Annotated in this window: 11 protein-coding genes; 3 read left to right on the top strand and 8 right to left on the bottom strand. The window is 69.5% G+C overall.

Features of this window, described 5'->3' with window-relative positions; all coding sequences use genetic code 11:
* Positions 1-24 precede the first annotated feature (24 nt).
* The 6 genes from ACH34T_RS10905 to ACH34T_RS10880 form a co-directional block, all read right to left on the bottom strand.
* A complete protein-coding gene (locus ACH34T_RS10905; RefSeq protein WP_395992130.1) occupies positions 25-4,695 on the bottom strand; it encodes a neuraminidase-like domain-containing protein in 4,671 nt (1,556 codons plus the stop codon).
* Positions 4,640-9,586, bottom strand: coding sequence for a hypothetical protein (locus tag ACH34T_RS10900; protein WP_395991907.1), 4,947 nt, complete (start codon positions 9,584-9,586; stop codon positions 4,640-4,642). Before ACH34T_RS10900 ends, ACH34T_RS10905 begins: the two co-directional genes overlap by 56 nt.
* A 42-nt stretch (positions 9,587-9,628) precedes the next feature.
* Entirely contained in the window at positions 9,629-11,098 is a 1,470-nt protein-coding gene (locus ACH34T_RS10895) for an RHS repeat-associated core domain-containing protein (RefSeq protein WP_395992129.1), read from the bottom strand.
* A gap of 818 nt (positions 11,099-11,916) precedes the next feature.
* A complete protein-coding gene (locus ACH34T_RS10890; RefSeq protein ID WP_395991906.1) occupies positions 11,917-16,725 on the bottom strand; it encodes a SpvB/TcaC N-terminal domain-containing protein in 4,809 nt (1,602 codons plus the stop codon).
* 1,465 nt (positions 16,726-18,190) lie between these two features.
* Complete coding sequence (locus tag ACH34T_RS10885; RefSeq protein ID WP_395991905.1) at positions 18,191-19,192, bottom strand: hypothetical protein; 1,002 nt, start codon at positions 19,190-19,192, stop codon at positions 18,191-18,193.
* A complete protein-coding gene (locus tag ACH34T_RS10880) occupies positions 19,189-19,527 on the bottom strand; it encodes a PadR family transcriptional regulator (protein WP_395991904.1) in 339 nt (112 codons plus the stop codon). The genes ACH34T_RS10885 and ACH34T_RS10880 overlap by 4 nt, the downstream gene beginning before the upstream one ends.
* 361 nt (positions 19,528-19,888) lie before the next feature.
* Here ACH34T_RS10880 and ACH34T_RS10875 point away from each other — a divergent pair, with 361 nt between their 5' ends.
* On the top strand, positions 19,889-20,248 hold the full coding sequence (locus ACH34T_RS10875; RefSeq protein ID WP_395991903.1) for a transposase: 360 nt from the start codon (positions 19,889-19,891) through the stop codon (positions 20,246-20,248).
* Positions 20,249-20,769: 521 nt separating this feature from the next.
* Here ACH34T_RS10875 and ACH34T_RS10870 read toward each other — a convergent pair.
* Positions 20,770-21,837 (bottom strand): ADP-ribosylglycohydrolase family protein, encoded by a 1,068-nt coding sequence (locus ACH34T_RS10870; protein ID WP_395991902.1) that lies wholly within the window; start codon positions 21,835-21,837, stop codon positions 20,770-20,772.
* 38 nt (positions 21,838-21,875) lie between these two features.
* Complete coding sequence (locus ACH34T_RS10865) at positions 21,876-22,805, bottom strand: LysR family transcriptional regulator (protein ID WP_395991901.1); 930 nt, start codon at positions 22,803-22,805, stop codon at positions 21,876-21,878.
* A 407-nt stretch (positions 22,806-23,212) separates the two neighbouring features.
* Between ACH34T_RS10865 and ACH34T_RS10860 the strand changes: the two genes are divergently transcribed.
* Together ACH34T_RS10860 and ACH34T_RS10855 are read left to right on the top strand one after the other, a co-directional pair.
* Positions 23,213-23,707: a hypothetical protein gene (locus ACH34T_RS10860; RefSeq protein ID WP_395991900.1), complete on the top strand. Its 495-nt coding sequence runs from the start codon at positions 23,213-23,215 to the stop codon at positions 23,705-23,707.
* A gap of 223 nt (positions 23,708-23,930) precedes the next feature.
* Complete coding sequence (locus ACH34T_RS10855) at positions 23,931-24,482, top strand: nuclear transport factor 2 family protein (protein ID WP_395991899.1); 552 nt, start codon at positions 23,931-23,933, stop codon at positions 24,480-24,482.
* The last annotated feature ends 5 nt before the right edge of the window (positions 24,483-24,487 follow it).

Here is a 24,487-nt window from a genome sequence, read left to right as displayed (position 1 = left end):
GTTCGGGATTCGATCTGGCCGCCATCAGGCGGGCTGAACGGTGTACTGCCAGATCAGCAGCAGGTCCAGGACGGCGTCGGGGTTGAGCCTGCCGTCGCGGACGAGGACCTGCGGGAGCCGTTCGACCTCCTCGCGGGAGAGCGACACGGTCCACTCCTGGCCGGGCTCGTGGACCTGGCCGCCCGCGACGGTGACGGCGCAGCGCGGCTGGCCGGCGAGGACCGGGTCGGCGGTGAGCCTGGCCGTGGCCGTCTGATGCGTCGGGGTGGTCACTTCGGCTGTCAACTGCTGTCCGTCCGGGTAGGCGTCCAGGTAACGGCCGGAGCCGTCCGGGGTGGGCTCCTGGGAGAGGACCAGCACCACCGACGGCTTGGCGATGGTGAGCTTCTCGCCGTGGAACATGCGGGGGAAGCGGTCCTTGGCGATCGTGAAGACGGCGGCCGGGTCGGCGGCGCCGGTGGGCGCCAGGAACCTGCTCCACTGGTCGGAGAACTCCCGGCGCGCGCTGAACACCCGGTAGAGCGACTTCTCACCGCTGTGCAACCACGCCTTGAGCGCGTCGTGCAGTTCGCCGACCGCGCGCTCGGCCAGGTTGTCGCCGCCGTCTCGCGCCGTATAGCGCACATGCAGCACGACGTCGGTGATGGATTCGTAGTCGAACTGCCGGAACGTATCCGGCAACGACAGCTGCCATTCGCTGATGACGCCCGCGCCTTCGAAGGGCAGGAATCGCTCGTCGCGCAGGTCGGTCTCGAACAGGCCGCTGTCGTCCTGCCCGGTGCTGGTGACGATGGACTGGACCGGGCCGGTGTAGTCCCGGAACCTCGGGTCGGCCGTCCCTCTGGCGTACTTCTTGCCGTCACCGACCACCGGATCGATCCGGACGGTGCTGTGCAACAGCCGCGCGGTCAGATTCACCGAGGTGTACGGCCCGGCCACGCACGGGACGGTGATGGCGAGGTTCTTGATCCGCCGCAGATAATGGCCTGGCGCGTCCAGGTCGAAGAACGCCTCCGGCAGCGAGACGAAGCACTTTCCGGTCTCCTTCAGCCGGAGCAGCGCCGTCGGGTCGAGCTGGGCGAGCGAGATGCGCTTGGACAGCTCGAATTCGCGGGAATTGGCCTCCAGATAGGCGGCGTCCATCCGGCTGAGATCCGCCGAAAGCCGCTCACCGGCCAGCAGGCCCTTGTGCAGGCTGTCCCAGTAGCCGAAATTGATGAAGCCGGAGTCGGCGACGCCGAGCTCGTGGCGGTACGACCGCTCGGCCCGCTTGGCCACGTCGTAGGCCAGCTGATACGCCTGGAAGTACGAGGTGGACAGCTGACCCGCCAGCCAGTCGTACAGTTCGGTACTGGTGAACTTGTCCCGCATGAACCGGTCGACCTCGCGGGCGTTCTCCCGTTGCAGGTCGTGGTTCTCCAGTTCCTTGGCCGCGATCGCCTGCCGGATCTGCGCGCCCAGGATCTGCTTGTCGAACTGGGCGGTCTCGATGTCGGCCTGCCCTGCCTGGAACGTCCACTCCTGCGCGCGCCGCGTGTAGCCGGCGAGCGTGAGCTGCTGCGATCCCTGGCTGCTCGCCCGGGACGCGTTCGTGCCGAACGCGCCGGACAGGCCCCTGAGCATGGAAAGGATGTTGCTGCCGCCGTACGTGCCGCCGACGGTGGTCGGCGAACCGATCTTGAAGTCGGGGATGTAGCCGACCACGGCCGCCGCCATGTCGGTCAGGGCGGCCAGGTCCTGCTGGTCGAGCGCGTCCTCGTGCAGCCGGGTCTGTGCCTTCTCGTACGCGTTCAGCGGCTCCCTCAGCTGCTCGGCGTAGTAGCGGTTCCTGTCCCTCGCGAGCTCGCGCGACCGGTCCAGCGCCGCGAGCGCCTCGTCGGCCTCCTTCACCTGCCGGTGGCGGACCTCCCGGGCCGCGTCCAGCACCGCCAGCTCGTGGCCGGAGCGCAGCCGGGCCAGCGCCTCGGCGTCGCGCTTCTCCAACGCGGCGAGCAGCGCGTTGCCGAACGCGGTCACCTCGGCGGCGAGCTCCTTGGCCTTGGCGAGCATCGGCCCGAACCGGTAGTGCGGCAACGGCGCGCTGATGTCGTCCAGCACGGTGGCCAGATCGACCCCGGCGGCGGCCGCGCGGACCAGCAGGTTCGGGTCGATCGGCGCGCCGAACAGCGGGACCTGGCGGCGGACGCCCTCGATGTTCTGGCAGTGCCGGATCTTGAACAGCCGGTCCTCGACGGTGTCCCAGTAGCCGACCAGCTTGTCGTTGCGCGGCACCCGGAAGTAGTTCAGCCAGGCGAGGTTCACCCCGGGCCGGATGCCCGGCTGGACGTCGCCGGCCGGGACCGGGACGAGGTTCTCCGCCGCCGCGACGGCCGCGTCCGCCGGACGGCCGCTGAGCAGCTGGCGGAAGCTCTGCGGCGCGGGGTCCGCGCGGCCGGTGATCTCCTCCGGCCGCCTGCCCAGCAGCTCGTCGGCCAGGATGTACAGCTGGGTGGCCTGGTTGATCGACTCCAGCGTGTCCTGGCGGAACAGGTGGTCGCCCCAGGCGATCAGGTTGTCCAGGTATTTCATCACCACGGCCTTCTGGTAGGCGGTGGTGCGCAGCCTGGCGACGACGTCGGGCTGGAACGGGTTGGCCAGCCACCGCTCCACCGCGCGCGTGGTGTCGGGGTCGCCCTCCGCCAGCTTCTTCAGGATCGCCTCGATCCGCTGCTGGGCGTAGGTGTCGCCGGTCGCCTCGAAGAACGGCTTGGTGATCCAGTACCGCTGCGGCGGATCGCCGTCGTCACTCCGGTTGGTGGGGTCGAAGATGAAATGGAACCAGCGCTGCGCCTGCTCGAATTGCCGGTTGGCCGAGAGCCGCTGCGCCACCAGCAGCGGCGCGTGAAAGAACAGCTCCCAGTTGTATTCGGCGTACGCGTCGCCGAAGGCGAATTCCACCGGCTCGCCCGGCGCTTCGGGCACGTTGGAGATGTCCGGTTTGTAGTGCTCGGTGAAGTTGAACGGCCCGGTGTAGATCTCCGGCCGGGTCTGGAGCCGCCGGTTGAACAGGCCGTCCACGCCCAGCCGGTTCAGCTCGCCCGCGAAACTGCGCACATGGGGGTGATAGAAGCGGCGGAAGCTCAGCTTGGGGGCCACCGCCAGGTCCGCGTGCACTCGTCCGGTGCCGAGCGTGCTGGCGGCCACCCTGCTGCCGGGAAGCGCGAGGTCCCGGGGGAGGACGAGGGCGTTCTCGGCGTTCGGCGTACGTTCGGCGCTCGGAGCGGCCAGCGCCGCCAACTCCTGCCCGGCCCGCAGCACCCGCCGGTCGCGTCCGGGCGCGGAGCTCGGCCGCTCGCGCAGCGTCGGGAGGGAGACCAGGTACGGATCGACCAGGTAGCTGCGCCTGCCGTCGCTGAAGAAGGCGACGAACCGCTCCCAGTCCATCGGATGCTGCATGAGGTTGAGCACCCGGTAGAGCTGGTCGCCTGGGGTCTGGTTCAGCGCCAGCAACGAGTTCTCCGGTTCGTAGCTCCGTTTCGTCGGGTCGGCGATGTGCACCTTCCCGCTGAGCTCGGAGTCCGGGTCCACATATTCGACTCGCTCGTGATTCTCATCGAGGCTGTAGTCGCCGTAATTGACGTGCGGAACGGTCGCCGCGTAGCCGGCGGTGCGGTCCTTGATCTGCTCGACGGTGACTTCGTCGAGCCCGGCGCTGAACCGGAAGAACCCGGACTTGGTGGTGAAGGAATCGTCGCCTTCCCTGCGGAGAAAGTCGTCGACGCACCAGATGACCAGATCCCCGCTGATCGGGTCGACCTTCGGACGGAAATGGTATTCCCGGAATTGGGTGACGATGCGAGTGATGAGATCCGAGTAATCGATCTCCATCCAGTCCGGGTCATAGGAGGATCCCTGCTCGATTTTGAGGAATACCTTGGTGGCCTTCTTGGGCTCCCAGCGGCCGTTGACGTACCGGCTCCAGTTGAGCCGCACCTTCCAGAACCTTCTCGGCTCCGGCATGGGGTCGGTGCCCTGCGGCATCCTGACCTGCGACTGCTCGGTCGCCAGGCTGAAGGTGGGCCAGAACAGATGCAGCCGCCGGTTCCAGACGACCGGGACGACCGTGTCGCTGTCGATGTCGAGCTCGACCTTCCGCCACGGCGTCCACTCGTTCTTATTGACCCAGGAGCGGAAGTAGTGTTCCCGCGGCTTCGCCGCGGTGCCCCCGACGACGAGGACGGTCGGCGGCCAGACCGTGTCGTCGGTGAACGCGCCGATCGGACGCAGCCGCGACACCCGGTCGAGCTGCTCCAGGTAGTGCCGGAGTGCGTCCTCGACGTTGTCAGCGGTCAGCTCCTTCTGCATGAGCTCGTTCTCCATCGCCTCGAATATCGGCGACTTCGCGGCGCGCAGTTCGGGCTGGAAATAGTTCTCCGGGTAGAGGAAGACCTTCTGGTTGGCCTCCCAGATCCGGTAGGACTTCATCCACTCCCACTGCTTCCAGATGTCCGCGTCGTCGCGCGCGGAGACCGATTCGAGGTTGAGCTGGACGCGCTGGACGAAGAGCTGCACGCTGAAGATCGCCTGGGCGATGCGGGTGGTCTGCTGGCAGGCGCCCATCTCGACGTCCAGCAGGAAGTAGTCGTACATGGTGTTGGCGTCATGCCAGTACGGCCCGGAATCCGACCGCAGCGGATTGGCGATCAGGTAGTCCACCAGCGCCGCTCGCTGCCGGTCGCGCAGCCGGTCCCGCAGCGTCCCGCCGATCTCCGGCCAGTCGGCCAGGGCGTGCCGGGCCTTGGCGGCCTGCCACGCCGCCTGCGCCGCGTCCGAGGTCACGTCTGCGGGCAGCCACCCGGCCGCGCGTTCCGCCGAAACCCCGAGCCTGCCCAGCAGGCGGACGGCTTCGAGCAGCTCCAGCAGCCGTTCCTCGCCCTGGAGGCCGGACGCCGTGGAGACGTCGAGCATGCCGGGGCCGCAGAGGGTGTCGAGATCGGCGCGGTCCCACGACGTCTGCGCGGCGAGTTCCGCCAGCACGTCGCCGACGGTCGCGCCGGGGACCCGGGCCGCGGCGAACACGGCGCGCAGCGTCCGGCCACGGCCGGGTGTCCCGTCGCGGAGCCGGGCCAGGCGCAGCAGCCGGACGAACCGGGGGAACAGCGGCGACGCCCCCGGCGCGGGGGTGACCGGCAGCGTGTTGAGGTCGAGCCAGCCCGCGCTCGCCGCGTACTCGAAGACCCACGGGATCTGGTCGGCCCTGATCTGCAACCGCGACAGCACGATGGACACGCGGTAGAGCAGCGACAGGGTGCTGAACTGTTCGAGGAAACCGTCCCTGGTGATCACCACGGCCGGATCGCTGCCGACGTACCTCGGGGTGAGGAAGTCCTGCAGCGCCAGCGGCTTGGACGGCGAGCGCAACCAGGTGCCGAGCAGCACGTCGGTACTGGCGGCGTCCAGGCCGGTGGCCGCGCCGAGCTGCTGCTTCACGGTGATCTCGCTGAGCACGCGCCGCAGGTACGGGTTGAGCTTGGTCAGCACGTAGCCGAACCGGCTGGCCGGGGACCGGCCGTCCGGGTCGAACAGCGCGGAGGCGTCGTCCGCGGACAGGAAGGCGTTGTCCTGCGCGGGCGGGGCCTGCTGCGCCAGTTCCAGCGCGTCGACCGCCTCGCGGAACTTCGCGTCGGCCGACGCGGCGCGCAGCGCGTCGAGCTCCTCGGCGGACAGGTACGCGCGCGACCGCAGGGTGTGCTCGCCGACGTCGTAGAAGACCTTCCCTGCGAGCGCGGCCGGCAGCTTCAGGTCGATGGGCAGCACCGCCAGCGGCGCCGAGTAGACCGGAATCCGCAGCGCCTTCATCTTGGTCGCCACGAACGTGCGCGGCGCCTGGTGCAGCGCGTTTACCGCGGTGACGAACGCGGGCGTGGCGGGGGGGCACGCGGGTGAGCGCGGCCCGCTGGGACGCGGACATCGGCCCGGTGCACAGCAGCCGGCCCGGCCCGGGCTCGCCCTCGGCGGGCGCCTCGAACCGCATCGACGGCGGCAGGGTGATCCCGGGCGGCAGCGCGTCCAGCGGCGCGGCGTACACCACCGTGCCGAGCAGCGTGGTGACCGCCTCCTGCACGAGCGCGGCGTCCCAGCCGAGCAGGGCCAGATCCTTGCGGGTCAGCTCGCCCTTCTCGTCGCTGGTCTGGGCGGTCTGCTGGTAGACGGCCTGGAGCGCCGTCCGCAGCGTGGTGAGCGTGGCGGCCAGTGCCGTGTCGTCGGGCAGCGGCCCGTCGTGGGCGGGCAGCGTCGCGGTCAGCACGGCGTCCAGCTCGGCGACGGTGAACCCGCGCGCCAGGATCTCGGCCACCGCGTCCAGGAATCGCTCGGTGGCGCCGATCGACGTGTCGACGGTGGCGACGCCGGCGGCGGGCCCGTCCGGGTGCGCCGGAGGACGCATGAGCCCACCGGACGTCAGCTCCGGGTCGCCGCCTCCGACCGGCGGCGGGACGAGCGGGACCGCGGCCAGCCTCATCGGAATCCCGGACGGCAGCTCGGGCTCCCCGCCGTACCACGCCTCGGGCGGGACGGGGAACGGACCTCCGCCGCCGTACAGCTCGATCAGCCGCAGCAGGTCCTCGATCGACAGGCCGAGCGCCCGCGCCAGCCGTACCGTGCGGAACAGCGCGGACAGGTTGGCCAGGTTCAGCAGCCGGTTCGGGGTGACCGACCGGCGGCCGGTGACCAGCGCGGCGAGCTCGGCGTCGGTCACTTCGAGGATGCCGAGCAGCGCGGCGGTGACCGCCGGATCGACCAGACTGCCGACGACCCGCAGCTCGGTGCGCGCCGCGTTCAGCTCGAACGGGCTGGCCTGGCCCGGCGGCAGCGTGACCACCGACGGGTCGAGGAACAGCCGGTCGTACAGCGGCGGCTCGGTCGCCGTCGCGTACCGGTGCGTGGGCAGCGGGCCGTAGAACGCCAGCACCTCGTCGGCCGCGAGGTCGAGCCGGGCGGCCAGCCGCCGTACGGCCAGCACGGAGCGGAGCCCGGCGGCGTCCAGACGTCCCTGGTTATTGCTGGCCATCAGCACCCGGTCGAGCTCGACGGCGGACCTGCCGGGTTCGCCGCCCGCGAGTGCCCGCTGTAGCCGGACGAACCGGTGCAGCCGGTCGAGCGCGTAGAAGTCCAGCCCTCGCAGGGACATGAGGTTGGTGTCGCAGGGGTGGTCCGGATCGTCGCTCACGATCTGGATCGCGCCGCCGGGGTTGACGAACCTGGTGTCGAGCACCTCGACGAGTTCCGAGTAGCGGAGGCCGGCGGTGTCCAGCATGTGCCGCACCTGGGACAGGTCGTCCACCAGCTCGTCCGCGGTGGTGTCCGCCGGGTGGCCGTAGAACTCGGCGAGCGTCCGGCCCGGGCTGAGGGGCTGGCCGGTGATGATCCGTCCGGCCACCGAGGGCAGCCCGAGTTCCTCGACGGACACGGCGACGTCGTCCGCGGCCGAGGGACGCAGCACGGCCATCAGCCGGTCGCGGCGTACGCCCAGGTGGGCGAGGCTGGTCCGGGTCTGGTCGGCCCACAGGTCGAACGGCAGGCTCCACGGGTAGACGGCCTTGCGCACCGCCTCGTAGGCGGCCGGGTTCACATGCTGCGGCTGCACCCGCAGTCGCGCGGGATCGCCGCTGGTCTGCCGCTGCTTCGCGCCGACCTTGGTGGACCGTTCGACGATGACCGTTTCGAGCAGCTCGTTCACCAGGTCGACGTACGGGAGCGGCAGGTTGGTGTTGTCGCAGGAGAGCTCGACGTCCCACAGGTCGGGACGGCGCCGGTACAGCGCGTCGGCCACCGATCCCTCGCTGCCCTCCGGCGGCGGGTCGCCGTACAGGCCGATGCTGCGCAGGAACAGCATCAGATCCGCGAGGTAGGCGGGCTGGCCGTGCACCGACTGGCATTCGGTGCAGGCGCAGTAGTCGGGCGAGCCGAACAGCTCCTCCCAGTTCGGGATCTGCGCGAGCATGGCCTGCCGCTCGGGCGGCGCCGCCAGCCACGGCACGTCGAACTGGGTCGCGGTGCGCAGGTCGGCGATCAGGTTGACGGCGGCGGCGTGCACGTGGGTCGCGCGGGCATGGACGGCCGCGGCCTGCTCGGGCGGAAGCGCGTCGGCGACCTGGGCGGCGAACGCGTCCTGACCGGCGCGGGCGATGCTGTGCGCCGAGTCGAAACCCCGTGCGCGCAGCGTCTGGACGGCGTCGAACGCGGGCGTGAGCTTCGTCAGGCGCTGGATGGCGGCCAGCTCGGTGCGGGCCGGCTCGTCGGGGACGGACACCGTGCTGACCGGGGTGGTGAGCAGATCGAATTCGGGGTTCTCGTCCAGGAATCGCACGGCGGGCGCCGAGGCGTCGCTCGCCGCCAGCCGGTGGTGGATGTGCGCTGTCGGATATGCCTCGGCGACCAGCCCGGCCACCAGGTCCCGGTACGCGGTGCCGACGTTTGTGGGCGGCTGGCCGGTTTCCGCCGCCGTCGGCTCGCCGGTCGCCGCGAGCAGGCTCGCGGCCTCTCCCGGGACGCCTCCGGTGTCCTCGATCAGTTGCGACCAGGCGGCGTCGTCCAGGGCTGCCAGCTCGCGGGGATGGGTCAGCTCGCCTTGATCGAAGCGGAGCAGCAGTTTCTTCACCAGCGCGGTGTTGTTGCCGGTCATCGCACCGAGCTGGAGCGCCAGCCGGAGCCGGTCGACGTGAGGCGCGGTCTGCTCGTCGGCTTTCAGCCGCGCCCAGAACCGGACGAAGCCGCCGTCGTGATCGAGGTAGGCGTCGTAGATGCGCTCGCGGATCGCAGCGTCCGGCACGGCGGCGGCGGCGATCTGCGAGACCGGCGAGACCGGCGACGGCGTGCCGGTCGCGCCCTGGACGGTCGTGCCCTGGACGAACGCGGCGACCTCGCGGGCCCGCAGCTGCCCGGCGAAGCCGGCCGCCGCCTCGGCGCTCACCGGGCCGATCACGCCCGCCGCAGCGGCGGCGGTGAGCGCGGCGCGGACGTCGCCGACCGGGCTGCCGGCCAGCGTGGACAGGTCCGCCGGGAGCCCCTGCCTGAGCACGCCGTAGAACAGCTCGGCGGCCAGGCCGGTGGCGGCGGCGTGCCGGTCGGCCAGGACGAGGTAACCGACCTGCGCGGCGGGCCGTCCGGTGGCGCGGGCCAGATAGGCGATGTCGTCGCGGTCGCTCTCCGCGCCGCGCAGCTCGGTCAGGCTCGCCCCTTCGAGGAGCGGCGACACGACGGCGAGCAGGCGGTCGTACTCGGACGTCCCGTCGGCGGGCACCGTGAGATCGACGGTCTCGTCCCGACCCGGGCTCTGCCGGACGCTCTCGGACCCGCCGTCCGGTCCGTTCGTCGCGGCCGTGACGACCAGCTCCGCCGGCGCCGCTCCGATCGCCGTCGCCGGATAGGCGATGCGGTACCGGCCGCCGGGGCCGGTGACGGTCTCGCCGAGGGGGCTCAGCGACCGCAGCCGGCGCGCGGACGCGATCACCCTGACGCCGGACGCCGGGGTGCCGTCGTCGAAGGTCAGCGTTCCGCTGACGGTGTGCTGCTCCGTCGCGTCGGGGGGCGGCCCGCTGTCAGGCATGATCAGTCCTCCGGGTCGGGTGGTGCGGGGAAACGGGAGTCGTCACGGCGGGCTCTGCACGTGGAAATGGTTGATGCCGTCGGGCATCAGGAATCGCAGGATCCCTGTCGTGTCCAGCTTCTGCAGGTCGGCGAATCCCTGCGCGGCCGCCGGTTGAAGCAAGGTGATGTTCTGGTTGAGGAGTGACTTCTTCGATCCTTTGATTTCCGGAGCGTTGTTCGGTGTCTCATTACGGTCGAAGAAGACGTCGTCGAATCGGAATTCCCGTTTGAGGGCTGGTTTCGGGCCGTATCCGGGAATGATGTCCCAGTCGTACATATGGCGCTTGTCGGCCTTTGTCGCGTCCGTGACCGCGCCTTCTCCCGTCGTCCGGGGATTGCGCGGCAGGCCGAGGGCGAACCTGGCGTTGACCGGCTTCTCCCCCTTCGCGGCGTCCCCGATCATGTCCGAATAGAATTTCAGGACCGCGTCGAGCTGCTCGTCCCCTTTGCTTATCGAGAGGTCCTTTCCGGCATAGCGGCCGATGTCCAGACCTCGCCCCTTCTTGTGCGGAGATTTCTCCTTGTCCGTGGAGCGGGTCAGGCTGACGATGGTGAAGTCCACGCCCTTGGCCCCGGCATCGCGGCGCTGCCGCGCCTTGTCGACCATGCGCTGGACGATCCTGGCGATGCCGAGGTTCAGCACCTCGGGCAATGGAACGTCGTCGGGGGCGTCAGTGACGGACTCGAGTTGGCGGGCGATGTCGTCGCTGAACGCGGCGATGCGATCCTTACCCTTACGCGCGTCGAGGAGGGCCTGCGCGGCCTGCTTGATCTCGGAGCGGTGGTCGCGCAGCAGGGTTCGCTCCTTGTCCGGGGGCGACGGCCGGTCTTCGGTGGACTGCTGTCCGGTCGGGTCGGTCAGCCGGACGGGATTGTCCCGTGCGTAGGCGTAAAGATTCGGCCCATCGACCAATCCGGCCGGGTCCGGCGCCGTCCAGCGTCCGAGCCATGGCGCGTAATAGCGGGAGCCGTGATAGGTGAACCCGGTTTCGGCGTCCTTTTCCTTGCCGGTGAAGCGATAGCGCTTCAGGCTGACTTCGGCCGCGCCTTTGGCGGCATGAAAGGACGTCGTGCCGTAGGGGTGATATTCCTCGTAGGAAAGCACCGCGCAGTTCCCGTCCACCTCGACGGTCACGCTGCCGAGGTGATCGCTGAGCTGATATCGGTGGACGGTCTCCGCCGCGAGGAGCCCGGTGTCGACGGTCGTCGTCTCGACCGCGGCGACGCGCCGGACGCCGTCCATCACGTGCAGCGTTCGGCGCTCGGTGCGCAGCGTTCCGTTGACCGTTTTCTGGTAGCGCTCGCTGAGACCCAGATAGACCCGGGTTTCGGTGATGCCGCCTTTGCGAATCGTCGCCCGGACCCGTTGCCCGGCGGCGTCGTACTGGTAGTGGGCATTCCCGCCGCCGCCGAGGTCGGCGCGCGAGAGGCGGTTGTCGGGATCCCAGTCCAGGGTCGCGAGGTGCGGCATCGAGGTGATGTTGCCGCCCGCGTCATGGCCGTACGCGGCCGAGTGACGGCCTGGGTCGTCGCTGGGGATGCTGCTGGCCAGCAGGCGGTTGGAATCGGCGGCGATCTGGTGGCGCCGCGTCCAGGACCCGTTCGCCGCCGCGTGCGCGACGCTGAGGAGGTTGTCCGCCTCGTCGTAGGCGTACGACTCGGTGTAGGCGCGCATCGCGGCGGCGTCGCCGGGCTGCGGGATGCTCCCCGGGCGCACGTCGTAAGGCCCAGGTTGGCCGGACGTCTGGCCGATGTGCTCGCGGCCCTTGGCCTCGACGAGCCGGTAGATCGGGTCGTAGCGGTACGTCCGGGTGCTTCCCACGGCGGCGTTGGCGAAGAACACCGTCTCGTTCAGCGGATCGGCCGCCACGATGACGTTGCCGACCGGGTCGTAGGTGTAGTTCAGAGATTGCAGGCGTTTGCCGTCCGGCCGTTGGGTCTCGACCGAGGACAGGCGGAACGTGTCGGGCTCGTAGCCGTACTCCGTCCTGGCGCCGCAGCCCAGCTCGATGAGGACGCGCTGCCCGCGCGCGTTGTAGTCGATGCCCGCGACGAACGGCGTCCAGCCGGCCACGCTGTCGGTCTGCGCCTCGGCCTTCTCCAGCAGTCCGGCCTCGTTGTAGGCCGGCCGGGTCAGGCTGCCGTCCGGGCCGGTGATCAGCGTCGGCCGGTTCAGCGCGTCGTACGCGGTGGTCGTCGCGTGCGCGGTCTGCTCCAGCAGGGCGGCGGCCCGGGTCAGCGCCGATTCCGGCGTCCTGGCCTGGGCGATGACGGTCCAGTCGGGCTCGGTCAGCGGGTCGGCGGCCAGGCGGCGCTCGGTGGCCAGGGTGTTGCCCTTGAAGTCGGCGCGCAGCGTCCGCACCGCGCCCGCGCCGTCGAAGTCCAGGCAGGGACGGGTGCGCAGGTTGCGCGCCGCGCCGTCGCCCAGGGTCTCGCCGTAGTAGATGCGCAGCCGCAGCCGCTCGGCGCCGCCCGCCGGGGCGGCGTAGGCGTGGGTCGGACGGCGCAGCACGTCGTAAGCCCAGCGGAATGCGCTGCCCCGGCTGTCCCGGGCGTAGACGGGGTTGCCCGCGACGTCCAGGAGGACCCACCGCTCGCCCGCGTCGGCGCTGCGGGTGTGCGCCGGGTTCCCGAGCATGTCGAACCGCTGCTGGAGCACCCTGATCCCGCGGGCGTCGGTGACGGCGCGCTCGTTGCCCTGGACGTCCAGCTCGACGGTGACCTCGAACCGCTGGCCGCCGCCGTTGTCGGTGACGGTGACGTGCACGCGGCCGAGCGAGTCCAGCCGAGTCTCGGTCGGTGTGCCGGCGTGCGCGAGCGCCTGCCGGGCGGCGCGGTTCCGCGGGTCGGTCTCCGGCAGGTCGGCGGGACTCGCTCGGCGTACCAGCGGCTGTTCCGGACGGTGTCGTTGCGGTCCCATGCCTCCTGCCGCCAGGTGTCGAAGACCATCCGGGACGCGGAGCCGTCGGGGTGCTCGGTCTCGACGAGACGGCCGAGCGGGTCGTGCCGCAGGATCGGCGTGACGCCGTATCTGACCAGGTCGTCCTCGGTGTCGAAGCGCTCGTCCGGGGCGAAGTACGGCTCGTACTGCCGGACCGGGTCGCCCTTGTTGTCGTAGACGGTCCGGCCGGTGCCCACCCATCGCCGGTCGGTCGGTTGCAGGCGCAGCGTGCCGTCCGGGTTGCGTATCAGCTTTCCGTCCGGGCCGCGGACGGGGGCCATGCCCGGCTCGGCCCGCGTCTTGGTGAGGATCACTCGTCCCATGCCGTCCACATAGGCGCGGGTCTCCTGCGAGCGCGGCTCGGCCGCTCCGTGCTCTTCCCGGGCCATGGTGTGCACGGACACCGGGACACTCACCAGGTCATAGACCATCTCGACGGTGGGGTCGTCGGTGCTTGAGCTCTCCGGAGTGGACAGGTCGAGGTGGTCGCCCTCGGACGCGCCCTCCTTGCCGAGCACGGCCGTCGCCGTCACCATGCCGAGCGCGTCGTAACGGACGCCGGACCGGTTGCCGTTGGGATCTGTCAGCAGCCAGGGCTTCAGTACGCGATAACTGATCCGGACCTGGGTCGTGTTGCCGAGCGCATCGCGGGTGCGGACCGGTAGCAGGCAGTACTGGTCATACTCGATGGTCGCGGCCGCGCTGAACTGGTCGATCAGCTCGACCGGCTGGTAGTAGCACTCCGGGTCGGGAACCGCGCGATGCGAGGGCGCCCACCACACGCCGTCATCGGCCCGCCGGACATAGCCGGCCTGTGTCAGCGTCGCGTCGGTGACCCGGCCTTCGCCGAACAGCGCGGCAACCTGTCCAGGCGCGAACACCTGCTGGTAGGTCCGCCACACCAGCGCCCGCTCGCCGAGCCGGCCGTGCGGCAGCTCGGTCTCGAGGTCGTCGGAGTGGTAGGTGGTGGCCGTCCGCGCGATCAGCCGCCGCTGCGGGATCGTCCCTGACAGGTCGTCCTGGTAGGGGACCTCGTTTCGGGCGGCGGCGGCCAGACCCGCGTCCAGCACGGCCGCGGTGAAGACGGCCGCGTTCCGTGTGACGCCGCCGATCTCGTACGCGCGGGTCTCGATCTCTGTGCCGATGCGCCATCGTGCGGTCGTGTCGACGTCGTTGACCACGTCGCGCTCCTGGACGGTGATCCACAGCCGCTGCTGTGCGGGATCACCGCCGGCGCGCGGGTACGCGACGGTCGCCGTGCGGACGGGGTTTCCGTAGGCGTCGACCTGGAGGGTGAACTCGTGCGCCACGCGGGGGTCATCGGATCGGCGTTCGGTGTGGACGCTCAGTGTCTCCGCGTGGTGCGCGAACAGGACGGCGTAGTGCGTTGACTGCGCGGGTTGTATCAGGCGCAGCGTGTAGCTGTGTTCTGACACCTGGTACGGGACCTTTTCCAGGGGGCCGCCGTCCTCGGCGTACAGTTCCGTGCGCAGCACGTTTCCGCGTAAGGCCCGGCAGGCTTGACGTTCTTCGTCGGTGCTGAGCCCGTCCGGCAGGACCGTGTCGGGCAGCCGGAACCCGTCGCCGGATCCGTCGTCGCCGGGCCAGTACTCGTCCTCGAACTGCCGGGCGACGGCGTCGCGCCCCGCGTACCAGCCGGTGTGCTGCCACCGCTTGACCAGCGCCGGCGGCTGGACGAGCTCGTCCCGCCGATCGCCGGGACGGGCCTTGCGCAGCGCGTCGCGTTGCTCGACGTAGCCGAATCCGCGGAACTCCCGTTCCGTCCCGTCGTAGTAGCCGTGCCGGTACGCGTAGGTCGTGACCAGCGTCGTGTTGGCGACCGAATCCCGGGTCTGCACCGCGGCGACCACGTGCACGGGGAAGTTGGGCCGGGTGGCCCACGGTCTGCCCGCCGCCTTGTCGGCCAGGTAGTACGCGGTGGACGACTCGTAGGTGATGGTCGTCCGTAGCCCGCTGTGGTTGTCCAGCGCGGTCAGCAGATGCGGCTTGCCCGCCGCCATCAGGTCCACGTACCGGACCTGCGGCTCGGTGTCCGGCCCCGGCTGCGCGAGGACCAGGCAGGCGGTTCCCTTGCCGAGGACGTCGGCGACGCTCACGCCGGTGGCGCGGTCGACCGGTACGTCCACGTGTTGGGGCGGGCTCCAGGAGTTGCCTGCCTGGTTGAACCAGAGCCGTACGCCGTCCGAGCCCGCGTACAGCAGATCGGCGGGGGCGCTGCCGTCCACGTCGAACAGGTGCAGGCGGCGGTGATCGAACCGGTCGGGGTGATCGAAGAGCGGAGCACCGGACATGGCGACCTTCGCGCCGAACCGTCCGTAGCCGAGATTGGGCCAGTACGCGACCTCGCCGTTCCTGATCCGTACCAGGTCGGTGAGGCCGTCGCCGGTCATGTCGGCCAGATGGACGCTCTGCTCGGGATCGGCCAGGAGGAGCCTCGGGCCGTGCTCCTCGGTGGCTGCGAGGCCGAGCTGCCGGGCGTCGCCGAACCCGTCGTGACCGGCGCCCGGGTACCAGGTGAGGCCGTCGTCGGCGGTCAGCAGGACGTCGGTGAGACCGTCGCCGGTGAGGTCGACGAACCGCAGGTTGGGATCGGTCCAGCTCAGCGACGGCAGGCCGGCGAACGGGGCGAAGTCCTGCCAGCCGGCCGCCTGCGTGCGGGCGTGGTAGCCGGGTACGGCACCGCCGAGGTCGACCAGATCCGGAATGCCCGTTCCGGCCAGGTCCATCAGCTGCCGCGTCCTCACCGGGCCGTCCGGTGTGCTCCCCCCGCCCGGCAGGCCACCGCGACCCGCCAGGCCCGCGCCGTTCGGTTGGGACGCCACGGTCTTCGGGGCGTCGATCGCGCCGCCGCCGAGGTTGGCCCGGTAGAACCAGGCGCCGGCCTGCTCGGTGAGGATTCCCGAGACGCCTTCGCCGTCAAGATCGGCCCACTGGTAGGCGGCGTCCAGCCGGGCCGGCGACTCGCCATGGCCGCCGGCCAGCGGGCGGACCTGGGCGGAGACCGAACGCTCGGTGTAGCCGAACGTCAGCGGCGGCACCTCCGCCTCTCGATAGCCGTCACCGTCGCGTACGAAACCCTTCTGTACCACCGACGTGAGGTAGGTCAGCGCGGGATCATGGCGGTAGCCCAGGTCGGTGGAGCGCACCAGCACGGGATCATCGCCGAGTTCGTCGAACTGGTGGAACATCAGCACCCGCCGGCACAGCCGGTAGGTCCGCAACTCGAAGCCGGCCCGGTGGGCGGAGAACGGGTCGCGGCGGACTGGCCACGGCCGGTCCTCCTCGGGGGTCGGCTTCTCGTCGTCGTGCTCGCCGTAGTCGAGCACCGCTTCGAAACAGAAGTCCGTGTCGTCCTCGACGTTTCCATACCGGACGCGCTTGAGATAGCGCTGAGCCTTCGCGGCGCCGTCGCCGAGACGATTGCGTTCGTGGGGTGCGCCGGCGTCCACGCCGGCCGTGTCCTCCCGCTTGTAGGTGTAGACGACGAGGTTGCCCCGGTCGTCGCGGGTCTCCTGCAGCAGCCACCGGAACACCCGCGCCGGGGCGGCCGGGTCGGCGATCCGCGCCGACGCGTCCCGGCCGAAGACGCTGGTGACGTTGTCCTTGGTCGTCACCCGCCAGTGCGTCTCGCCCGAGGCCGTGTGCCGCCACCGTTCGACGCGGGCGAACAGCCCCTCGGTCCGGGGCCGGTACGCACGGATGTCGTACGGTCCCTCGCTGCGCCGCACTGGGCGGCCGTCCGGGGAGAGCGCGGTGACCAGGTCGTCCGCGCCGCTGAGCTGGAAGGTGTCCTCGTCGTCGAGATAACGGGGCAGCCCCCGGTCGGTGGTGCGGGATATCGACGGCAGATCCACGGTCCAGCCCAGACCGTACGGCCCGTTCCCGGCACCGGAGTCATAGCTCAGGGTGAGCTGGGGAGAGACGCCGCCCCTTCCGGGGGACAGCGCCAACGGAACCGACATCGACGCCGTCCCGGTCACCGGGTTGGCGGAGAACTTCTCACCCATGCCGCGGATCGCACCGCCGGCCGTCGGCAGCGACAGCGACGGCGCGTCACGTCCTCCGCCCTGCTCGCCGCGTGCCCCGATCCCGCCGCCGGGCCGGCCGGGCGACGATCCGTGCTGTGAGTCGCCCATGATCCACCTTCCGGGCCTGCTGAGTGCCGATGGATGGGGTCATGACCCCGTGCATCCTTATGCGGCACCCTGAATTCGTAGACGGCGTTCTTGACCTGCGTCTCCCGTATTCCGATCACGGCGTCCGAGCGTCCGCGCTGTACTTCGTCCGGTCTAGCACTCCGGAGTTGTTTGGTTCCGGCACCTGCTCAACTAACAAACAATCCGCGGATGACATGCCTTGTAAGGATGCGCGCGGAGCAGGGCATTCGGCCTGCCCGGGGACCCGGACCGGGCGAGATTTGAGCAACACAAGAGATCAGTCATGCCGTCGGGCAGCCCCACAGGCCGCCGCCCGGTCGCCCGTCGAACTTGATCGTGCCGCCCACGAATCGGGGCGTCGGCTACACGGCCGCCGCGCTGCCCCTGCTCGCCAAGGCCCGCACCGTGCTGGCCGCCGCCGTCGCCACCGACCGCGCCGCAGGCACCACCTGGGCAGAAATCGCCGCCGGCCTGGACGTCAGCGTCGACACCGCCGCACGCCACTACTACCGAACCGGGAACCGATGCCGGTGCAAACCACCGCCGCCAAGAGCCTCGTCTGCCTGCCGCTCTCCCACACGCGACCTGCGGAAGTCCATAGGTCCGACCGCGGCTGAGTGCCAGCCCCGTTGTCCAGCGAGACGATCGCTGGGTGTTGAGGCCCCCGCCACGGGAGGGGTCCCGACCGGCCGCCCGGATGATGGGTGTTGCCCTGACCGCCCTCGCACCGAGAGAACGCCTATCTCGGGCAGGAAGGCTTCGAGCCGAGAGGGATTACTTCGATGGCCACCGTTCTCGAGCAGAATCAGTGGACCACTCTTTCGCACCGCACGAACTTCTGGGGAGCACGGGGGTACTGGTCGTACGAAGGTCGGCGCTACTTGGTCGAAAGACCGGCAGACGATAGTCCTGCGCGCCGCTGGCCGGTCCAATTCCGGTATGCACAAAGCCGCTGAACTACACCGTACACAGCCTTGCTGCCACTCGTCGCAGGCGAGTCCGTCGATGGATCGGCATGTGGGTCAGCATTGCCATCGCTGCATCCTTGCTAGGTCCGGCGGTTACGTCCGACCCAGGCACCGGGTGATGATCACCAGCAAGGACAAGGAGTACCCGGGGTCCGCCGGAGACGTCGTTCGTTACAGCGTGAAGGCTATGACACACCCAGCGAAAGTATTCCGTTGAGCTGCGTGGACGTGCGGTTCGGACGAAGTTCGAGCTACGTGAGCAGACCGGCCCAAAGGACCGGCACGACAGCCCCGTATCGCTACCCTCCGTCACTCAGGATCAAGCCGATCGAGGGGCTTTTCAACACCCACTTAGCTTGACGTTAACCTCTGATCTTCGCGTGTGAGGCAAGGGCGCCGAATCGGACTGTTGCCGTGTGTGATTCTTCAAGCTGAGCGGCGCGTCCGGTGGAGGGCACCCTGTGGGTCGATTCCGATCAGACAGACCCACCGGTCTGCGCCCGGTGCTTCCCGTGAGTCCGGGCAATCGCCCAGTGCGCAATCACCAGCGGAAGCAGCACCAAGAGAGCAGAGAACACGCCGATGTTGTCCCACAGCCCGGCGATGAGCAGACCGGTCATGCCGTCGCCGAGGACGCCGATCATCAGATAGCAGCTCCCGCGCGGCAGACCCCGCCAGGCAACCTGCTGGCTGAGCAGCAGGATCCCTGCCACCAGCAGCAGGTTGACCGACACGAAAGTGGCCAGCGCGCCGAGGAAGGGGCCGATGACGTGCTCCAGCCATGTCGGCCGACCGGGCTGATACGAGGCGTTGTGCAGTGTTTGAAACGCGACGCTGGCTGCGTACCCGCTGAGGGCGAATTGGGCACCGTTGAACAGCCGCTTCACGGGCGCGAACATCCGCTGCCTGCTGATTGTGGCGGTGGCGCCCACAAGGGCGACCCCCGCCGGGCCGAGCAGGACCACGGAAGCAAGGCCCGCGGCGTACCCAGGCGAGACACCGACGCGTCCGAAGTTGAGCTTGGCGAAGGACTCGCAGACCAGGAACAACGCCGCCAGCGAGGCCACGGTCTGCCAGGAAGCACCGATCGATGAGGTGCCGATCACGGTAGCGGCCAAGCCGACCACACCACCCACATACAGCCGAGCGCGAAGCGGCAGCACAGAAGGGGTGCCGTCCGTGAGTTCGCCCGCCACCCTGGGGCCCACCCTCAGCAGGCCCAGCGAGTACCGTGTGCCCACGACTAAACGAGTGATCGGGAGTCCGGCGGCCGGAATGAGGATGGCGTCGAGTTCGGCTTCCCACTCCTCCATCAGGTCGCTTCGGACGTCATGTGGCAGGCGATGCCCTGCAAGTCGAAGTAGCGCATATGGAAGTTGATCCAGGCGACCGCGGGCCTCGTCTCCCAGCGCGCTGACGACGACGCCGACTGCCAGCACGCCAACGCTCGACAACAGGGCCGTCCAGAGCACCGTCATGCCCGCCCGCCTTCGGGTCGCAGCCGGGATGTGACCGACTCGGAGGGCCGGAGTTGTTCGTTGAGCTTGGCCAGCTCGTAACGTGCCGCCTGCGTCCCTTCCTCGCTGAGCCGGTACATGCGGCGGGCGGGACGGCCCGCCGCAGCCGGTTCGACGTTTTCGATCTCCTTGGTAAGCCAGCCCGCCCGCTCAAGCCTGGCCAGCAGCGGGTAGAGCTTCCCGCTTGGGAACCCGGTCAGCTGCATCAGCTCATAGCCGTAGCGTGGCTGCGCGACGTCATCGAGGAAGACGCGCAGCACGGTGGCTACAGCGAGCGTGACTCTCACCTCATCCATAGATAAGTATCTTACATAGGGTCTCGAGAGCCGGCCAGCTGCTTGGCTGGTCGACCCCACTCAGCAGCCCCCATCGGAACCGGCACCGAACCCGTTTGTGAACGGGAGTGCTGATGCCGAGGCATTTCGCGAACCTGGCCGGAGCGGCCACGCTGCTGAGCTTGACGATTATCCTCTGGTCCTGATCCTGAGTTCTGCCTGCGTGATCGGAAGGTCATGGTTTGTGCGCGGGTTGAGGGTTTCGCGGACAGTGCAACGGCCTCCGCGTGATCATGTGCTCCGGCGAAGAAGAACTGATCACGACGAAGGCCGTTGAGGGGTTGATTCTTCTGGATGCGCGGTGCGTGTCGAGGAGCTGAGGGTGTTGTCCGGTTTCCGGACCGAGTTCCACGGATGCCTGACCGCGCGGGCGGACGCGCTGTTCGAGCTGGTGGACGCGGCGCTGTGCACCGACGGGCCGGTCAGGTCGCTGGTGGATTTGTCGCTGGCGCCCGAGCATCGTCGTGGTCACGGGGCGATGTATGACGCGTTGAACCATGGCGGGATCAATGTGACGAGGTTGCGGTGGGCGCTGGCCGCGCTGCCGTTGCCTCGGGCGAGCGATGGCCGGATCGTGCTGGCGGTCGATGCGTCGCCGTGGCTGCGCCCGGACGCCGACACTTCACCTGGCCGGGCGTCCTGCCACACCTACGGCCGCAGCGAAAGGCCAGGCACCAGATGATTCCCGGCTGGCCGTACTCCTTCGTCGCAGCGCTGGGGACCGGCCGCACCTCCTGGACCGCACTGCTTGGCGGGTTGGCTGAGGCGCTCACGCTGGTGGCGTGGCCTAGGGCGAGGTCCGGCGGTGTCCGGGGGGCGGGGAGTCGCTTCCGGGCTGGTTGCGGCAGGATGCCCGGTTCTGTAGTGCGGTGTGGCGGGCTCGGCAGTGGCGGTGGGTGCGGCGAGCCGGGCCCGGGTGGCGGTGATCCTGGACGGTTCGCCGGCGGCCCGGGCGGTGTGTGCGGAGTGCGGAACCGAGTGGATGGTCGGCGCCGAGCGTCAGGCGGGGGCGATCTTTTGCAGTCCGCGGTGCCGGACGCGGGCGTGGCTGTTGCGTCCCGTCGAACCTGACGCAGATGAGCTGGGGTGCGTCAGGTATGCCGGGACGGGTCCCGCTGGATTGTCCCGCCCAACGTGATGCAGATCGACAGGATGCGAGGATTGAGAGCCGGTTGATCATAAGCGGATCTGCGACTCACCTCTTCAGGTGGTCCGGATCCAGTCTGGGAGCGGCTCTGCTGCTCGCCGCCAAGTCTCGGGTAGTGCGTGGAGACCTGCTGCGGTGGCGGTGATGCCGCCGACTATGGCGCAGGTGGTGTCGATGTCTCCGCCAGCTGCCGCGGTGGTCCAGATAGCCTGCGGGTAATCGGTGAGGTGGTGAGCGGCGGCCCAGAGGGTGAAGGGAACGGTGTCGTGGGCGGCGACGGTGCGGCCGTCTCCGAGAAAGTACGCAGCAGTCTCTGGATCGCTCACCGTCAGCAGCCGGCGTGCCTCCTGAATACCGTCGTGGACCTTGCCGGTAGGGACGTGTTCCAGAATCCGGTCAATGAACACCCCTGGAGACAGGGATCCGTGGGCGGCGTGTGCCGTTGCGACGGCAACGGCGATGGCTCCGGCAATCGCCTCGCGGTGAGTATGGGTGACGGCTGCCGATAGGGCCGCTTGGTGGGCTGCCTGTTCGGGGTCGTCGGCGAAGAAGGCGCCGAGTGGGGCGACGCGCATGGCCGATCCGTTGCCCCAGGAGCCAGAGCCGTCGAACAAGTCGGTAGCCAGGGTTCGCCAGTCACCGCCGTCACGAACCAGGCGGAGCAACCGGTTGGTCGCCGGGCCGTAGCCGCGGTCGAAGTCATGCCGCTGGGCGAAGGAGGCTGCGAGGACGTCTTGGTCGATGGCGTGGTGGAGGGCCAGGGTCAGATAGACCGAGCAGGCCATCTCGGTGTCGTCAGCCCACTGCCAAGGTGCGGGCGGGAGCGTCCGGGCGGAGAGGTGCCGGCGGTTGGCGGGGACGAAGAACTGGGATCCGAGTGCGTCCCCGAGGGCCAGGCCGGAAAGAGAGACCCGAGCGCGCTGAAGGCGATCATGTGGCATTGCCACAAGATCCCACTCTAGAAAGCACACGGACACACGCTCGGAGGGTTCCGCTCCGCCGCCACCTGACGCCGCTCGGGTGCGCACCGCGTGGATGCCGGCACCGGCCAGGGCAGCGAACTGCCGGGATCCTTGAGCTTGCCGAGCCGTGGCCAGGAACACGTATTCGTTGACCAGCACCATGACTCCGGAGTTCTGGAGCGGAACGGCGTCCGTCCGTGTCAATCGCCGGTCCCGCGAGCTTCCCCGGGGATCGGAGGACGGGCCGAGCCGGACAGGCGCCTGACCACGGAGGCGAAGTCGGCGACGGACTGGTTGGTGGTGCTCACCGGCCAGCAGAGGGCGATGCGCAGCGGTGAGACGTCGTTCACGGGCAGCCACGCCAGATCCGGACGGCTGTAGTGCAGAGTCATCGACTCGGGGCTGATGCAGATCGCCCGGCCGGAGGCCACGTGTTCGAGCATCTCCTCGACGTTGTCGTTCTCCGGTCCCCACAGCGGCTCCCGTCCGTCGGGACGCGGGTTCACCGCCCACCAGTCGACCCAGTCCCTCGGTGCCTGCCGGGTCCAGACGATCGGCTCGTCGTTCAGCTCCAGGATCGAGATCGTGTCCCGTCCGGCCAGCGGATGTCCGGCGGCAAGCCCGGCCATCCGCCGCTCGACGGCCACGACCTCGGTGTGCAGTCCGGTGGTGTCGGCGGGGAGCCAGACGAAGGCGACGTCGACCAGGCCCTCGTGCAGCGCCATCACCTCCCCGCCCCACTCGAGGCGCTTGGGCTCGACGGAGGAATCGGGGTGCCGCCGCATGAACTCGGTATAGGCCTGGGTGGCCATCGTCCCGGCGCCCGAAGCCTCGAATCCGACTCGCAGGATGCGGGATCTGGCCGCGGCCACGACGCGCGCAGTGCGCTGGGCCGCCTGCCAGTCGGCGACGAGTTGCCGCGCGAGCGGGAGGAGGGCCTCGCCCGCGGCGGTCAGCAGGACCTCGCGACCGGTCCGCTCGAACAGCGGCGTGCGCAGGTCCTCCTCAAGCTGGCGGATCCTGCGGCTCAGTGCGGGCTGGGAGACGAAGAGCCGTTCGGAGGCGCGGGTGAAGTTCAGTCGTTCGGCGAGTTCGATGAAATACCGCAGGGACCGCGTGTCCACGTCCATGCGCAGTCCTCCCTGACCCAAGGGCTGATCTATGCGTTAACTGTATGGGCATAGGTTTCGCGCTCCCTTGCCGCCTCGGAAAGGGACCCTGATCGGCGCCACGACGGCTTCGGTGGCGGAAACCGGTTCACCGGCAGACCATGCCCGCTACAGGGGGTGACCTCGGGCGTCGGCCTTGAGCGGGTGGGACGCCGTCCTTGGGCATCCATGCGCTTTTTGCATAGGCAAAGGTCTTGGACTCGCGCGGGGAGCCCGCGCTTTGCTGAGCCCAGCGGACGCCTTCCGGCAGCGGAGGGCCTCCCCTCGGCCCGGCGGGCAACCCCGCGCTCGCCAGGGAAGGGGCACAGGGTCCGCTCATCGGCCGGGAACCGAAGGAAAAGAAAATGGCAGGAGCTGGAGATTCCGTCATGCGCTTTCGCAAGCACATTTGCCTCGCAATGATGGCGGCGGTACTACTCACCGGTTGCGGTGGAGCGGGCGAGACCGGCGGTTCGCCGGAACGTTCCGCGGGCGCCCGCACAGGGGCGGGTGCCTCGGATTCCCCTCGGGCGTCCGCCATCGCCGTGCCCGTCGACAAGGCGGAGGCCGAACGCGTCGCGCGCCGCTTCGTGGACGCGGCCAACGCGGGCGACGCGAAAGGGGTCGAAGCCACCTTCGTGGAAAACGCCCGCTTCGACAGCGTCGGCCGCATCTACCCGTCGCGCGCGGACATCATGAATCGCTTCCTCATTCCCGAAGTACTCGACGTCGGCGGCCACTACACGGCCACCGGGAGCCGCTGGGACGGCGACCGGTACGTCGTGAACTACGACTTCAAGACGAGCGGGGGCGGCGGCGAGAGCTTCTCGTACGCATTCCTAATCCAGGACGCGCTGATCCGCGACGTCGTCGGCCGCTACTGAGCCGCTGGTATGCGGCGCGCGGAAAGCCCGCGATCCATGGAGCCAATGGAGACAGCTCACTCGCAACTGGAGCTCACGCGACCGCTGAACTCACCTCCCGGCAGGGGAACGTCTCCGAATCCGTCAGCCGGGCGGCGTTGGGCGCGCTGGCCATCGCCGTCCTTCCCTCCGACCGCCGCATGAGCGGGACAAGCGCCGTCCCCGTTTCCGAAAGGAGTTCCTCATGACCGAGATCTCTCGCGCGAGTCTGTTGCGCGCCGCCGGCGTCACCGCGGCGGCCGCGGCCGCCGCGACCATCGCGGGCCCCGAACCGGCCGCGGCGGCGCCCGCCGGCGAACCTCGCGAGCATCCGAACGTCACCCTGATCCGCGAGTACTACGAGGCCTACGGAAAGGGCGATCTCCAAGCGCTGCGCACGAGGTTCTTCGCCCGGGACATCACCTGGACCATCCCCGGACACCATCCCCTGGCCGGCACGAAGGAGGGGCCGGACGAGGTGCTGGCCTTCTTCAAGGCGCTCGGCCGGGCGGGCTTCAAGGCCGAGACGATCTTCCTGGCCGCGGACGGCGACTGGGTGGTCGACCTGCACCGCGGGTGGAGCACGAAACCCAGGGGACTGGACATCACCTGGGCGCTGGCCTTCCGCATCGAGGAGGGCCGCATAGCCGAGGCGATCAACTACCCCGGCGACCAGCACGCGGCGGACGCCTACTTCTGGAAGGTCTTCACCCTGGCCGACCTGCCGTACCGTCTCCACCCTGAATCACGAGGCTGAGAATA

Source organism: Actinomadura sp. 9N215, assembly GCF_044326345.1.
Taxonomy (GTDB): Bacteria; Actinomycetota; Actinomycetes; order Streptosporangiales; family Streptosporangiaceae; genus Spirillospora.
Note: the sequence above shows the minus strand (reverse complement) of the source record. Positions and strands in the feature narration are given on the sequence as shown.